Raw genomic sequence first — 13,836 nt, forward strand, 5'->3', positions numbered from 1 at the left:
TGCTTCACACCATAGTGCGAGTTTCCGCCGCACTCTCCTGCGGCCAACAGTGACAGCATAGTGTCAGGCAAGGTGTCAGCAGGCTGTCACCCAACATGACAGCGTAGTGCCACTCTGCGTGACAGCATAGTGTCGCCCGGAGAGACAGTCTGCTGTCTCCTGTCGGGCAAGGGAACCATCCATCCTCATAAGGAGGGCAAGAAATGGCAAAAGCAGTGCTGGTTGACCTCACCCGCTGCATCGGCTGCCGGGGCTGTCAGGTCTCCTGCAAGCAATGGAACGAAAGGAAGGGGCTGAAGACCTCCTTTCATGGCGACTTCACTAATCCGGTGAAGCTGAACGCGGACACCTACACCCGCATCCGTTTTGTCGAGGCGGAGAGCAAGAGCAGGCCGGTCTGGAGCTTTGTCAAGGAGCAGTGCTTCCACTGCCAGAACCCGGCCTGCGTGTCAGCCTGCCCGGTCGGAGCCTTGCAGAAGAGCGCAGCCGGGCCAGTGTGCTACGACTTTGACAAGTGCGTTGGCTGCCGCTACTGCATGATCGCCTGCCCCTTCGGCATCCCTAAGTATGAGTGGGACAAGGCGCAGAATCCTTGGGTGCAGAAATGCGGCTTCTGCGCCGAGCGCATTGCCGAGGGCGGCCTGCCTGCCTGCGTCAAGACCTGCCCGACCAGCACCATGCTCTTTGATGAGCGCGACGCAGTCGTTGCCGAGGCCAAGAAGCGCATGGCCGCTCATCCGGGCAAGTATGTTGATCATATCTACGGCTTGAGCGAGGCGGGCGGCACGAGCTGGATGTACATCTCCGCCGTGCCTTTTGACAGGCTCGGCTTCAGGAGCGTGCCCTGCGAGGAGCTGCCGCAATACACTTGGGATGTCTTGCAGCATGTGCCGCTCAAGGCGGCGGGCATCGCCGCTGTGCTGGGCGGCATCGCCTATCTGAGAAACCGAGGCGCAAACGAGGAGAAACGCTCATGACCACCTATCAGACCAGCGCGGCCAAGCCGTCTTTTCTCTCCGCAGGCATCATCCTGCTGCTCATCATCGCTGTGATCGGCGCAGGCGCGGCGGCATGGCGGCTCATCGGTGGTTTGGGCGCAACCACCAACCTTTCGGACCAAGTCCCTTGGGGACTGTGGGTGGCCTTGGATGTCCTGACCGGTGTCGCGCTGGCCGCTGGCGGCTTCACGCTTGCTGCGGCAGTGCATGTCTTCAATCTCAAGGAATGGAAGCCGCTGACCAGACCGGCGGTGCTGTCCGCGTTTATTGGCTATCTCATGGTGTGCATAGGCCTGTTGCTCGACATCGGCAAACCGCAGGCCTTCTGGCATCCGCTGGTCATGTGGCAGCCGCACTCCATGCTCTTTGAGGTCATCTGCTGCACGATGACCTATACTGCCGTGCTGGCGGTGGAGTTCAAACCAACCTTCCTTGAAGGCATCGGCTGGACGCGGCTGGCGAAGATGATGCAGGCTAAGGCAGTGGTGATTCCGCTGGCCATTCTGGCGGCAACGCTCTCCTTCTTCCACCAATCCTCCTTGGGCGGTCTCTTTCTGCTGATGAAGGGCCGACTCAATGATCTCTGGTGGACAACGATGCTGCCGTGGAACTTCTTGCTCTCTGCGGTGGCAGTGGGCTTGGCAATGACCAGCGTTGAGGCCATTCTCTCCGGCTGGGCACTCAAGCATCCGGTGAGCCTGAAACTGCTGCGGCAGCTTGCGAAGGGCACGGCGTATGCTCTGGCCGTGTATGCCGCTGTCCGCCTGCTTGATCTTCTGCTGAAGGGCAACATCGGCTTGGCCTTGGCCGGAGATCAGGCCAGCAAGCACTTCCTGCTGGAGGTTGCTGGCGGGGCGCTCCTGCCCATGCTGCTGCTCTTCACGCTGGCCCGCAACGAAGGCAGCATCCTTTTCGCGCAGCTTTTGGTCATTGCCGGAGTGGTGCTCAACCGCTTCAATGTGCTTTGGCTCACCCAGCTTGAAGGCAGCAAGACGTACCTGCCTTCCGTGACGGAACTGGCCGTCAGTCTGGGACTGATAGCCGGGGCCATCCTGCTCTTCAAGGCGGCGGCTGTCTATCTGCCGGTCTTCACGCCAGCCAAGAGCTGAGGATATTGCAAGCAAGCTGGGGCGGAAAAGTTTTCGCCCCGGCTTACCTCCGTCTGCGCCGTTTCTGCCCATGAGCCGGAGGCACTGCGGCTACAGACGGCGGCGGCGGGGGAACAAGCAATGCCTCTTCCGGCACAACGCAGGGCAGCGTCTTGCCGATATATTCCTCTATGGCCGGGAGCTGGAACGCGCCTTCCTCGCAGGCAAAGCTGACCGCAATGCCGCTTTCGCCCGCCCGGCCTGTCCTGCCGATGCGGTGGACATAATCCTCCGGCTCGTAGGGCAGGCTGTAGTTGATCACGTGGCTGATGCTGTCAATATGAATGCCCCGCCCGGCCACGTCTGTGGCGATCATCACCTGCACCTTGCCGTCGCGGAACCGCTCCAAGCGCGACATGCGCTTTTCCTGCGGCACGTCACCGCTGAGAAGCACCGCGTCAATGCCGTTGCCGCGCAGACGCTCGTGCAGTCTGGCCGCTTCGTGCTTCATGTTGACAAAGACCATCACCCGCCCGGTTTCCTGCCCAGCGAGCAGGTTGTAGAGAATGGTGTATTTCTCTTCGCTGGTGACGGTGTAAATCACCTGCCTGACCGTCTCCACCGCGACCTGCTCCGGGTCGCTCTCAATTGAGACCGGCTTGACGCACCACTGGGCGGCCAGATGCTTGACATCCTCGCTGACTGTGGCGGAAAAGAGCAGGGTCTGCCGCTGCTCCTTGGGCGGGAGGCGGGCAATGATCCGGCGCACGTCCGGGATGAAGCCCATGTCCAGCATCCGGTCGGCCTCATCAATGACCATGATTTCAACCTGCTCCAGGCTGATCACGCGCTTGGAAACATAGTCCAAGAGACGGCCCGGCGTGGCCGCAATCACGTCCACCGGCTGGCTGCTGAGAAGCTGCTCCTGCTTCTGGTACTCGGTACCGCCGAAGACTGCGGCGACCCGCAGCGGGAGATATTTGCCCAAGGCCTTGCCGTCCTTGGCGATCTGCGCCACCAGCTCGCGGGTCGGGGCGATGATCAGGGCGCGGGGCAGGCCTGGCTTGCGCAAGGCCTGCTGGTACTTGAGCAGGCGGGTGAAGAGCGCGACCAAGAAGACCGCGCTCTTGCCGGTGCCGGTGCCTGCCCTGCCGATGATGTCCTTGCCTTCCAAGGCCGCAGGCAGGGCCTTTTCCTGGATGGGCGTGCAGTATTTGAAATCAAGGTCGGCGATGCCGCGCATCAGCTCCGCAGGCAAGGCGAAGTCATGAAAACGGCTGCGGCCCTCAACCGGATCAACCGGGAAATCAGCTACGCTCCATTGCGGCGGCTTGGGCTGCTGCATTTCTCCGACGATGCCTTCCGGCTTCTTCCGCCTGCGGCGCGGCTTCTTCGGCGCGCTTTCCGGCAGCGCGGAACTGAACGGTTGCTCCGGCGGCGGCACTGCTTTTTCCGGGCCGCTGTCGGTTCTGCCGCCTATCCAATGACGGAGCTTTTTGCCTGCCTTGGCAAGAAATGTTTTGATCATACCTGATGCTTTTGCACAAAAAGAATGCGGGGCGGCACGAAAAGATTATTTCGTCTGCCGCTCCAAGAATGGGGCAATGTCACCTTTGCCTTCGCGGAGAATTTCTGGCTGCTCGTCAACTAAAGAAACCACTGTGGACGGCTCCGGGACCAGCTCGCCGCCGTCAATGATCAAATCCACGTGGCAGCCGAACAGCTCATCGACCGCGAACGCGTCTGCCGGAATTTCCTCGCCCTCCCGCAGGGCACTGCTGTTCAGCACCGGATTGCCCAGCATCTCAATCAGAGCGAGACAAATCGGCGACTGCGGCAGCCGGATGCCCACGGTCTTCTGTTTGGTGAGCATGATGTTCGGCACCAGCTTGGAGCCGGGCAGCACCATCGTATAAGGGCCGGGCAGATGCCGTCGCAGCAGGCGGTAAGCCGGGCTGCTGACATGGGCGTACTGGCTGATGTCGGCCAGCGAGGCGCACATGAAAGAGAACGGTTTGTGCTTGGGCCGCTGTTTAATGTCATGCACCCGTTTGACCGCCTTTTGGTTGAAGATGTCGCAGCCAAGACCGTACATGGTGTCGGTCGGATAACAGATCACCCCGCCCTTTTTCAGCACCTCAACCGCCATGCCGATCAGCCGCTGCTGCGGGTTGACCGGATTGATTTCAATCAGCTTCGCCATATTTTTCAGTTCCTCCTTGCGCTGTCGGCGCAGGCATTGTACACAGAAAGCGCAAGCTGGACAACTCCGCAGCCAGAAAGGAAGGAAAAATTTTTGAACCGCGCCGGAATGCCGCTTGTTGGGGCAGATAAAATCTCCTATAATGACTTTTGACAGCCAAGCAGCAGCTTGGTTCCATCTTGATTTTTATTTTGGGCAGGGAACATGGCTTCACAGACTGATCAGCGGGCCACCGACTTTGAAGAAGTCAAAAAAATCCTTGCGCAGCATCCGCGCATCAGCTTGGTGCAGACCGAAGGCGAGCCGCCGGACTGCTATCACATCGCCTATCACCTGATCGGGCTGGCCAAGGCCGAGGACGGCAGCATCGCCAAGGTTTCCAAGCACGAGGTGATGATCACCCTGCCCTTTGGCTATCCGCATTTCCCGCCCGCAGTCAAGCCGCTGACTCCAGTCTTCCATCCAGATGTTGACCCGGACGGGGTGCGCATCTCCTCGCGCTGGCAGCAGGAGGCCTCCCTTGCCAAAATCATTCCCTACATCGGCGAGATGTTCTGCGGCAAGGTGTACAGCCTTGACGAGCCGTTCAATCAGGAGGCTGCGGACTGGTACGCCAGCCATGCGGCGGAGCTGCCTCTTGATGCCTTGGAAGGGGCGGACACGGTTGCGGATGATTTTGATCTCGGCTTGGAAGATATTGATCTGACGCAGACCGACAGCGGGGCAGAAGAGGACGGCGGGATATCGTTGGAGTTGGAAGGGCCGCAGCCAGTTCAAGATATTGCTGCTCTTGCCGCCAGCGGAGCGGCTCCGCAGCACGGCGGCATATCGCTGGAGCTTGAGACTCCGCAATCGTCCGCCGCGCACGAGGATATTGATCTCGGCGTGGAGACCTTTGGTGCCGCAGATGACGATGACGGCCTTGATCTGGGGCTGGAGATCGGCGGGCAGGAAGAGGCCGCCGCGCCGCCGGAGGATTTCAGCGCAAAAATAGCGGAAATACGTTCCCATGTTGAGCGCAGGGAAATGACCATCGCGGGTCGGCTGCTCGCGGAGCTGCCTACCGCTCTGCCAGAAGCCGAGCCGCTGCGGAAAAAAGTGAAGGCCGCGCAGGCGCAATGCGATCAGCTCCTCCAAGAAATGAAGGTGATGGAGGATGAGGACAATTTCCCGGAAGCGCAGAAAATTTTTGAAAAGCTGAAAAAAGTGGCCGTGGACACGCCGGGGCTGGCCGACATCGGCAGACGGCTGCAGCAGTCGCAGTCCATGCTGGACACCTTCTCGCTGAAAGAAAAGAAGGTCGAGGAAGCGCAGGAGGAGTTGCCGCAGCCCGGCAGTGAAAAAAAAAAGAAAGCTGCTCCTCCCCCGCCGCCAAAACAGAAAGAGGAAAAGAAGGAAAAAGCCGCCGTTGCGCCGCCGCCCCAAGAAAAAAAAGAAGTTGTCAAAACAAAGACCCGCATTGCCCGGTCAGCTCTGCACCGCGAAATTCCGGTTATGCCTTTTGCGGTTGCGGCAGTGGCTGCTGCGCTGATCATCGCTGGCGGCGTGATTTACACCAGAGACAGCAACGTGCTGCTGGAAGCCGAACTTAACTGGCAGGAGACGCAGCAGTTAGTGCGGCAGAAAAAATTTAAAGAGGCTGAGGGGAAAGCGGACACCGCGCTGACCAAATTGAAGACAGTCTTCCTGCCGCTGCCGGGCAAAAGCAGACTGAGAAAAGAGATTGATGCGCTCCTTTCCACAGAAGAAGTTACGAAAGGCCGCGACGGGCAGGGCAAATATAAAGACAACTACCTGCCGATAGAAGAAGTCAGCAAACGCGAGCAGCTTGACAAACTGACAGTTCCGGCTGATCAGTTGGAAAAGGAAGGCAAACTTAGTGAGGCGGCTGCCAATTATGAAAAAGCTGCGGAACTTGCAGGAGCTTCTCCTGTTCCTCTTCCTGGCGAAGCGGAGAAGTTCAAGGAAAAAGCGCGGCAGCTGCGGCTAAACGAGGCCTTGGATAAGGCAGGAAAAGCAGATCAAACTGGTGATTACGACGCAGCGGCAATGTGGTACCAGAAGGCGTTGCAGTTCTGCGTATCGGACTGTGACAGCATCCGTCGGAAAGCGTTCAACGCTGAACTTAAACAGGCAAAAAATAAATTTCAAGATGCGCCTCATCGTTTCCAGAATCTGCTGGAGCAGCTCAAACAGTACAAGGATCAGTTAGAAATAAATCCTGAAACAGTTACTGCTGAAAAACGGCAGGAGCTGGAATCTCTGCTGACACAGTCGCAGTTCTATCAGTTCCTATCGCAAGCTAATGAAAAGTACAGCAAAGACGCGTATGCTGACGCTGTCACTTTCTATCGTCAGGCTGCGGCATTGCTGCAAGAAAAACGGGGACTCTTCAAGGAAGAGGAACTCCGCATGGGGGAAAAAATCAGCAGAACCGCCGCCATGATTGAGATCAGCAGCGGGCTGAATGATGCCGCCGACGCAGAGCAGCGGAATAATTTGTCTGGCGCTCTTCGCCGTTACCGTGAGGTGCAGCAGCTCATCCGCACCCTCGGCACATTTAACGACAATGGCCTGGCTTCGCTTGCCAATGATATTGACAAGAAAATCGAGGCGTTAAGCGGAGCTGAACAACAGAATCGCAAAACCGAGGAAAATGCTCGGAAAAATGATTGGCTGAAGCGGAACTACAAATCTATCTTCCTCAAAGCCTATCCGCAAACCCGTGCGGAACTCCTCAGCTCGCCCAGTTTTCAGTTCCTGAAAAAGCTAAATAATCAAGAATTGTACAGACTTAACTGCACAGAACGTTCCTATATTCAGCTTGAGGTCTGCTGCTATCTCTACAATCCGGCCAGCGATCAGTGGACAGCGTGCCCGGACTGTCAGTGATGATGGTGACAGCCGCCGCCGTGGGCATGACAATGCCCCGGCGCGGCGAGCGGCCCGCCTGCTTTCTGCATCGCCTCCTGAAGAGCGTGTTCTGCTGCGTGGAGAGAATCTGCCGCGCTGCGCAGCAAGGCTGTGATTTCCGGCGCATCTGCGGCTAAGGTTTCCGCCCATTGGAGGAATTCCGCGCCGTGGCCCTGATTGTGCTCAATCCAATGCGGCAGCAGCACCCGCACCTTGTCCAAGTTGTTCATTTTTTCCTCGATTCGTCTGCCATTAAAAGAATGAAGCCGTTGAGCAGGTCAACGCTCCTGATTCGCACCCCGCTCAGGGCCAGCGGCTCCTCAAAATAAGTGCTGAGAACCACACCGTCCGCCGTCACATCTACCGTGGTCACGGACTCCATCACCGTTTCCCGACTGCCTTGCCGTTCCACCACCGCTTTAAGCTGACACATAGCCGCCTCTCAAATCAGAAAACGAAATTCGCCTTTTCCAAGCAGATCGTGCAGATGCAGCAGTCCCTGCACCCTGCCCTGCTCGTCCAGCACAGCCAGCACCGTGATGTCCTTCTCCTGCATCAGACTGAGCGCGTCGGCGGCCATAGTGTCCGGACCGATGCTCACCGGTGTTTTAGTCATTATTTCAGCAAGGTCTGTTCCAGCCTTATGACTGGAATCGGGCAGTAGTCTGCTGATCAGGTAACGGCGGAGGTCGCCGTCGGTGATGATGCCGCGCAGCTCGCCGGATGCGGCGATGATCAGCACCGCGCCGAGATTCTTGCGGTTCAGCTCGCTGATCGCCTCGTCAAAGGCCGCTGTCTCACTGACTGTCGGCACCTTGTCGCCGGTGAGCATGACCTCGCGCACCGCCACTTTCAGCCGCTCGCCGAGGCTGCCGCCGGGATGATTGCGCCGGAAATCCTCGGCCTTGAACCGCCGCCGCTGAAGCAGAGCCACTGCCAACGCATCGCCCAGCGCAAGTGTGGCCGTGGTCGAGGCGGTCGGGGCCAAACCGAGCGGGCAGGCTTCCTTCGGCACAGCAATATTCAGGACAACGGCGGCCTGTTCCGCCAAGAATGAACGCGGATTGCTGGTCATGGCGATCACCGGCACGGCCCGTTCCTTCAGGCTGGAAAGCAGCCGGTTCAGTTCCGCCGTTTCGCCGGAATAGGAAATCGCCAGCACCACATCGTTCGGGCTGACCATGCCGAGATCGCCGTGCATCGCCTCGACCGGATGAAGGAAAAACGACGGCGTGCCGGTGGAGTTGAAGGTGGCCGCCATTTTCTGCCCGACCAGCCCGGATTTGCCAATGCCGGTGATGATCAGCCGGTTGGGCGGACAGGCCATGATCAGGTCAACCGCCTGCACAAACTCCGGCCCCAAGGCATCGCGCACCGCATGGATGCCCTCGGCCTCAATGGTCAGCACTTCCCGCGCCTGTTCAACGGTCATTCACTTTTCTCCTGTCAAATCAACAACAATTCTTCCGCGTGTCCGGCCTGCCAGCATCTCGTCAACCATCTGACTGAGCTGGGCCAGACTGATGCGGACGCTGAGAGCGGCCAGCGCGTCGCGCAGCAAAGGCCGCCACGGCCCGGCCAATTTGTCCCAGATATCCTTGCGCCGCGCGAGCGGGCATTCGGCGGAATCAATGCCGATCAGGCTGACCCCGCGCAGGATGAAGGGATAGACGGTCAGCGGCAGCTCGCCGGAGGCCGCGTTGCCGCAGCAGACGACAATGCCGTTGTATTGCGCCGCCTTGACCGCGCCTGCAAGGATATCGCCGCCCACGGTGTCCACCACGCCAGCCCAGCGTTCGCGGAGCAGAGCCGCGCTGGCCCGGCCTATGGCCTGCTGCCGGTTGAGCACCGCCGCGCAGCCGAGCTGGCGCAGAAAGTCGTGTTCGCTCTCCTTGCCAGTGACTGCCGTGACCGCAAAGCCGAGCTTGGCTAACAAGGCGCAGGCCAAGGAGCCAACCCCGCCGGTCGCGCCGGTGACTAAAACCGGCCCCTGCTCTGGGCGCAGGCCACAGGCAAGCAGCTTGTCCACGCACTGCGCAGCGGTGAAACCGGCGGTGCCGATCTGCATGGTTTCGAGCAGGGACAGCGGCTCCGGCTTGGCCAGCGTCCAAGCGGCGGGAACGCGGATGTATTCGCCGAAGCCGCCGGGCGTGTTCATGCCGAGATCATAACACATGCAGAGCGCTTCGTCACCCGCGCTGAACTGCGGCACGCTGGAGGCCGCGACCACGCCCGCCGCGTCAATGCCCGGCGTGTGCGGATATTTCTTGGTCACGCCCTTGTTTCCGCTGGCGGAAAGCGCATCTTTGTAATTGAGCGAGGAAAAATGCACCCGGATCAGCACGTCGCCGGGCGGCAGGTCGGCAATGCGGCGTTCTTCAACAGCCCGCTGAAAGCTGCCGTTCTCTTCCCGCACGACAAGGGCGCGGAAGGCAGTTTGGTCGTTCATGGTGATAGTTACAGAATACCTGACGCTATTTTGGGGATGATGGCTTAACCTGCTTACTGTACCTGATTTGGCAGGAAGGGTCATCCCATAGCTTTCTCACGCCGCTTTTTTCTGGCGAAATCGCCAGATGCGAGCTAATCTTGTCAACAGGTCTTCCTGAGCAAACCTAACAGAGTAACTTTAATTTTTCTCAATGGCTCCTGAATCCTTGAGAAAAATATTGCATAACGGCCTCGGTGCTGAGTCGTTGCGTCAAGCATCTACGTGATGCAGTAGGGGCGAAAAATTTTTCGCCCCTACCTGAAGGTGAGTGTGACATGAAAAATATTCAGCAATTCCGCTGTGCTTTACTGGCGTGGTTCGCCGAAAAGCAGCGGCCCCTACCGTGGCGCAGCAGGTATTTGCCCTATGAAATCTGGATTTCCGAAATCATGGGCCAGCAGACCCAGATGGAGCGGGTCGTGGTCTATTTTCACCGCTGGCTGGAGCGATTCCCGGACATTCATGCCTTGGCTGCGGCTTCCGAGCAGGAGGTCTTTAAGGCTTGGGAAGGACTGGGCTATTACAGCCGGGCGCGGAATATCCGGGCGACTGCCGAACTGCTGATCCGTGAGCATGGCGGCGAATTGCCGCGTGATCAAGCGGCCTTGCTGACTTTGCCTGGCATAGGGCCATACACAGCGGCAGCCATCTGCTCCATCGCCTTCAACCAGCCGGTGCCGCTTGTTGATGCCAATGTTGAGCGAATAGTATGCCGGATTGAGGACATCGCCGAGCCGCCCAAGCAGACGGCGACCAAAAAACGCCTGCTTCAGCTCTGCGCCGCGCTGCTGCCTGCGGACGAACCGCGCCAATTCAATCAAGCCCTGATGGAGCTGGGTGCACTGATTTGCACGCCGCGAAATCCGGCCTGCGCCGCCTGCCCGGTACGCGATTTTTGCCAAGCCTGTTCTGCGGGAACAGTCAGCCAGCGTCCTGCCCCGGTCAGCAAGCCGGAAAAAATCAACATTGTCATGGCCTGCGGCATTATTGAGCATGAGGGAACGATGTACATCCAGCAGCGGCTGGCAGATGATGTCTGGGGCGGTCTGTGGGAATTTCCCGGCGGACGCGTGGAGCCGGGAGAAACCCCGGAGCAGGCGGCAGTACGCGAAATTGCTGAAGAAACAGAACTGTATGTGACTGCGCTGCGGCCTTTTGCTGTAGTCACGCATTGCTACACCAAGCACCGGGTGACGCTGCACAGCTTTTTCTGCCGATTAGCCGACGGGCAAAGCATCGCCCCGCACCTGCACGCTGCCAGCCAATTCCGCTGGGTCACGCAGGCTGAACTCAACCATTTCGCCTTTCCCTCAGGCCACCGCAAGCTGATTGCGGCGCTTTTGGCTTCCCCCAATCATCTATCCGCTCCGGCCTGCGTAGGCCGGAGATGACAGGCCCAATTTTTTGGCGTATAGTGGGGCAGGCTCAGGCAGGCGGCTGGCTGAAGCGAAAGAAAAAGACAGAACAATCAAGACCGGGCATCAGCTCGGGCGGCAACTAAGCAAGGACTACGATCATGAGCGACAGCAAGCGCGACGGCATCACCAAAGATTTTCTGACGGAAACGGACAAAAACCCTTCCTGCATCATGCCGGAGAAACTGAGCCTTGATTCGCCGCTCAAATTTGAATGTCATCCGGGGGTGAGCTGCTTTACTGCCTGCTGCCACAACATCAGAATCGTGCTCACGCCCTACGACATCCTGATGCTGCGGCAGCGGTTGAAGCTGTCAGCGCACGAATTTATCACCCAATATACTGATCCGATTTATCTGGAAAAAACCGACATGCCCGGTGTGCAGCTCAAACTGGTCGGAGACAAGCAGGGCTGCCCTTTTGTCACCCCGGAAGGCTGCACGGTGTATGCCGACCGGCCCACAGCCTGCCGCTATTATCCAGTCGGCATGGCTGATTTTCATGAGGCTGGCCAAGAAGGCGGCGAGGAAAAATTTTTCTTTCTTGTCAAAGAGCCGCATTGCAAGGGCTTTGACGAGCCGAAAACATGGACCATCCGCGCATGGCGGGAGGATCAGGGCGTGGAGCTGCGCGACGAGATGAACAAGGCTTGGCTGCGCTTGGTGATGCGGCGCAAGTCGTTCAGTCTTCAGGCCACGCTCTCTGAGGCGGCCCAGCGGATGTTCTTCATGGCCAGCACTGATTTGGATCATTTCCGCCGCTTTATTTTTGAAAGCTCCTTCCTCCAGACCTACGAAATTGATCAGGAGACTGTCGAGCAGATTCGACAAGACGACGTGGCCCTGATGCACTTCTCGTTCAAATACTTGGCCAACACGCTGTTCGGCGCGGAAGGCATGAACATGAACAAAGAGAAAGTGGCGGCAAAAGTCAAATCCATGCGTCACGAGCAGGAAGAAAATCTGCGTCAGCTGGAGGAGGAATACAAGCAGCTCAAGGCAGAGCGCGAGGCGCAGCGGCAGAAAGACGAGGCAGCGCGGAAGCAATCCTGAGTTGAACAGCGGAGTGAAATGATGAGCAGCTGGTGGTCGAAACGAAATCTTTTTTTCTTTGCGCTGGTGTTGCTGGCGGCCAAATTATGGCTAGTCAGCAGCCATTATGTGATGGTGCGGGAGGCACCGCATGACGACAAGCTCTTCATCACTCAAGCGTACCACCTGTTGAGCGGCAACTGGCTTGGCCCCTACGATCAGTTTGTGATGATTAAAGGGCCGTTTTATCCCCTTTTCATTGCCTTGGCATGGTGGTTGAACATTCCCCTGCTGACCGCCCAGCAGCTTTTGTACTGGCTGGCTGCCTTAGCTGCTGTCTGGGCGGTGTATCCTGTAGTGCAGAAAAAATGGCTGTTGCCGCTGCTCTTCGCTTTCCTCCTTCTTAATCCTTTTTCTTATAATTATCCAGGGGTTGGGCGTATATTTCGGGAATTTGTCTATGCGTCTTTAGGACTGTTAGTCTTCGCCTGTTATCTTGGCCTGCATGTTCGTTTCAACAGCTCGTGGAAACGGGCATCAATCTGGTCTGCCGGAGCGGGAATTGCCCTCGCCGCTTTTTGGCACACCCGCGAAGAGTCCATCTGGCTGGTGCCGGTGCTGTTCCTGCTCATGCTGCCGGGCCTGCTGCACCTGCGCCGTGACCGCATTGCCGTCCTGCTCGGCCTGTATCTGCTGCCGTGGCTGATCCTGCTGGCGGCCCATTTCACCCTGAAAAGCATCAATGCCAGTCAGTACGGCGTTCCAGCAGTAATTGAGCTGCGCACCGATGAATTTGAATCCGCTTACGGCGGACTGCTCCGTATCAAGTCCGACAAATGGCGGCAATTTTATCCCGTGGTGCAGGATGTCCGCGAAAAAGCCTATGCGGTGAGTCCGGCATTCAGCGAGCTGAAACCGCATCTGGAAGGAGGTGCTGGGCAAAATTGGAAAAATCTGGCGGGCAGTGACGATATTCCGGCAGCCTTTTTCATCTGGGCCTTCCGTGATGCGGTCGCTGCTGCTGGTCATGCAAAAAACGGAACCGACGCGCTGCAATTTTATGCCACAATTGGACAGGAAATTGATCAGGCTTGCGAATCAGGCAAACTCGAATGCCAAACGAGAGTTACCAGTTTGGTTCCGTCATGGCATCAGGACTACAACAAACTTCTGCTGCCGACGTTTTTTGATGTGCTACAGCAGGAAGCGACATTCAGCAATCTTTTGATCAGCAAGAACGAAACCAGTTTTGCCTTCAAAAGCACTATGCTGCTGTATGCGTCGGTGCTATGGGATAAGCTGCTGCCAACCCAGCTCAAGGATATTGAAGCGAAGCCGGAATATTATCGCCGCTTGAATAAGGAAAAGAGGAAAATTTTGCTGGATATCGGCAAAGGATATAAAAAAATGATGCCACTGCTGTTCATCGCCGCCTTGGCTTTTTTTCTGTTCCGGGCAATTAACAGCATCCGCAAGCGGGAACTATCATTGTTCACCGCAGCCAGCGCAGCCGCCTTGACCGGCACCTGCGCAGTCGCCTTCATCCTCACCCTGCTGGCCATCACCTCGTATTCCGAGATTCAGCGGCCCATGCAGTCCGTCTATCCAATGGTGCTGCTTTTTATCGTCAGCACCATCCTTGATGCCTTCAGTTTTACGGAACAGAAAAGCATCATGCCGGAACAGGGCTGATTTCA

At 57.8% G+C, this 13,836-nt stretch carries 12 protein-coding genes; 6 read left to right on the top strand and 6 right to left on the bottom strand.

The features are described 5' to 3' along the window. Positions 1-203: 203 nt before the first annotated feature. Together ACNKH6_RS09690 and nrfD are read left to right on the top strand one after the other, a co-directional pair. The gene (locus tag ACNKH6_RS09690; protein WP_417915356.1) at positions 204-977 is read left to right on the top strand and encodes a 4Fe-4S dicluster domain-containing protein; all 774 of its coding nucleotides are present in this window, start codon (positions 204-206) and stop codon (positions 975-977) included. Further along, complete coding sequence (gene nrfD / locus ACNKH6_RS09695; RefSeq protein ID WP_417915357.1) at positions 974-2,107, top strand: NrfD/PsrC family molybdoenzyme membrane anchor subunit; 1,134 nt, start codon at positions 974-976, stop codon at positions 2,105-2,107. Before ACNKH6_RS09690 ends, nrfD begins: the two co-directional genes overlap by 4 nt. Positions 2,108-2,150: 43 nt before the next feature. Here the strand turns inward: nrfD and ACNKH6_RS09700 are convergent, their stop codons facing one another. Together ACNKH6_RS09700 and ACNKH6_RS09705 are read right to left on the bottom strand one after the other, a co-directional pair. Beyond that, positions 2,151-3,614, bottom strand: coding sequence for a DEAD/DEAH box helicase (locus ACNKH6_RS09700; protein WP_417915358.1), 1,464 nt, complete (start codon positions 3,612-3,614; stop codon positions 2,151-2,153). Between the two features lie 45 nt (positions 3,615-3,659). Then, on the bottom strand, positions 3,660-4,289 hold the full coding sequence (locus ACNKH6_RS09705; RefSeq protein WP_417915359.1) for an L-threonylcarbamoyladenylate synthase: 630 nt from the start codon (positions 4,287-4,289) through the stop codon (positions 3,660-3,662). Positions 4,290-4,493: 204 nt separating this feature from the next. Here ACNKH6_RS09705 and ACNKH6_RS09710 point away from each other — a divergent pair, with 204 nt between their 5' ends. Next, positions 4,494-7,181 carry a ubiquitin-conjugating enzyme E2 gene (locus ACNKH6_RS09710; RefSeq protein ID WP_417915360.1) on the top strand — a complete coding sequence of 896 codons (2,688 nt, stop codon included), beginning with the start codon at positions 4,494-4,496 and terminating at the stop codon, positions 7,179-7,181. Here the strand turns inward: ACNKH6_RS09710 and ACNKH6_RS09715 are convergent. Genes ACNKH6_RS09715 through ACNKH6_RS09730 form a run of 4 tightly spaced genes read right to left on the bottom strand, consistent with a single transcriptional unit; the run spans position 7,175 to position 9,651 of the window. Beyond that, complete coding sequence (locus ACNKH6_RS09715) at positions 7,175-7,432, bottom strand: hypothetical protein (protein WP_417915361.1); 258 nt, start codon at positions 7,430-7,432, stop codon at positions 7,175-7,177. The genes ACNKH6_RS09710 and ACNKH6_RS09715 overlap by 7 nt on opposite strands. Then, on the bottom strand, positions 7,429-7,635 hold the full coding sequence (locus tag ACNKH6_RS09720; RefSeq protein ID WP_417915362.1) for a CooT family nickel-binding protein: 207 nt from the start codon (positions 7,633-7,635) through the stop codon (positions 7,429-7,431). Before ACNKH6_RS09720 ends, ACNKH6_RS09715 begins: the two co-directional genes overlap by 4 nt. A 9-nt stretch (positions 7,636-7,644) precedes the next feature. Further along, positions 7,645-8,634 carry a KpsF/GutQ family sugar-phosphate isomerase gene (locus ACNKH6_RS09725; RefSeq protein ID WP_417915363.1) on the bottom strand — a complete coding sequence of 330 codons (990 nt, stop codon included), beginning with the start codon at positions 8,632-8,634 and terminating at the stop codon, positions 7,645-7,647. Beyond that, a complete protein-coding gene (locus ACNKH6_RS09730) occupies positions 8,635-9,651 on the bottom strand; it encodes a YhdH/YhfP family quinone oxidoreductase (protein ID WP_417915364.1) in 1,017 nt (338 codons plus the stop codon). A gap of 317 nt (positions 9,652-9,968) precedes the next feature. Here ACNKH6_RS09730 and mutY point away from each other — a divergent pair, with 317 nt between their 5' ends. The 3 genes from mutY to ACNKH6_RS09745 all read left to right on the top strand — a co-directional run bounded on the left by mutY (position 9,969) and on the right by ACNKH6_RS09745 (position 13,831). Further along, positions 9,969-11,084 (top strand): A/G-specific adenine glycosylase, encoded by a 1,116-nt coding sequence (gene mutY / locus ACNKH6_RS09735; RefSeq protein ID WP_417915365.1) that lies wholly within the window; start codon positions 9,969-9,971, stop codon positions 11,082-11,084. Positions 11,085-11,209: 125 nt separating this feature from the next. After that, a complete protein-coding gene (locus tag ACNKH6_RS09740) occupies positions 11,210-12,160 on the top strand; it encodes a YkgJ family cysteine cluster protein (protein WP_417915366.1) in 951 nt (316 codons plus the stop codon). Positions 12,161-12,178: 18 nt separating this feature from the next. After that, positions 12,179-13,831, top strand: a complete 1,653-nt coding sequence (locus tag ACNKH6_RS09745) for a hypothetical protein (RefSeq protein WP_417915367.1) — start codon at positions 12,179-12,181, stop codon at positions 13,829-13,831. Positions 13,832-13,836: the final 5 nt, after the last annotated feature.

The sequence above is a fragment of the Candidatus Electronema sp. JM genome, from assembly GCF_048287415.1.
In the GTDB taxonomy this organism is placed as follows: Bacteria; Desulfobacterota; Desulfobulbia; order Desulfobulbales; family Desulfobulbaceae; genus Electronema.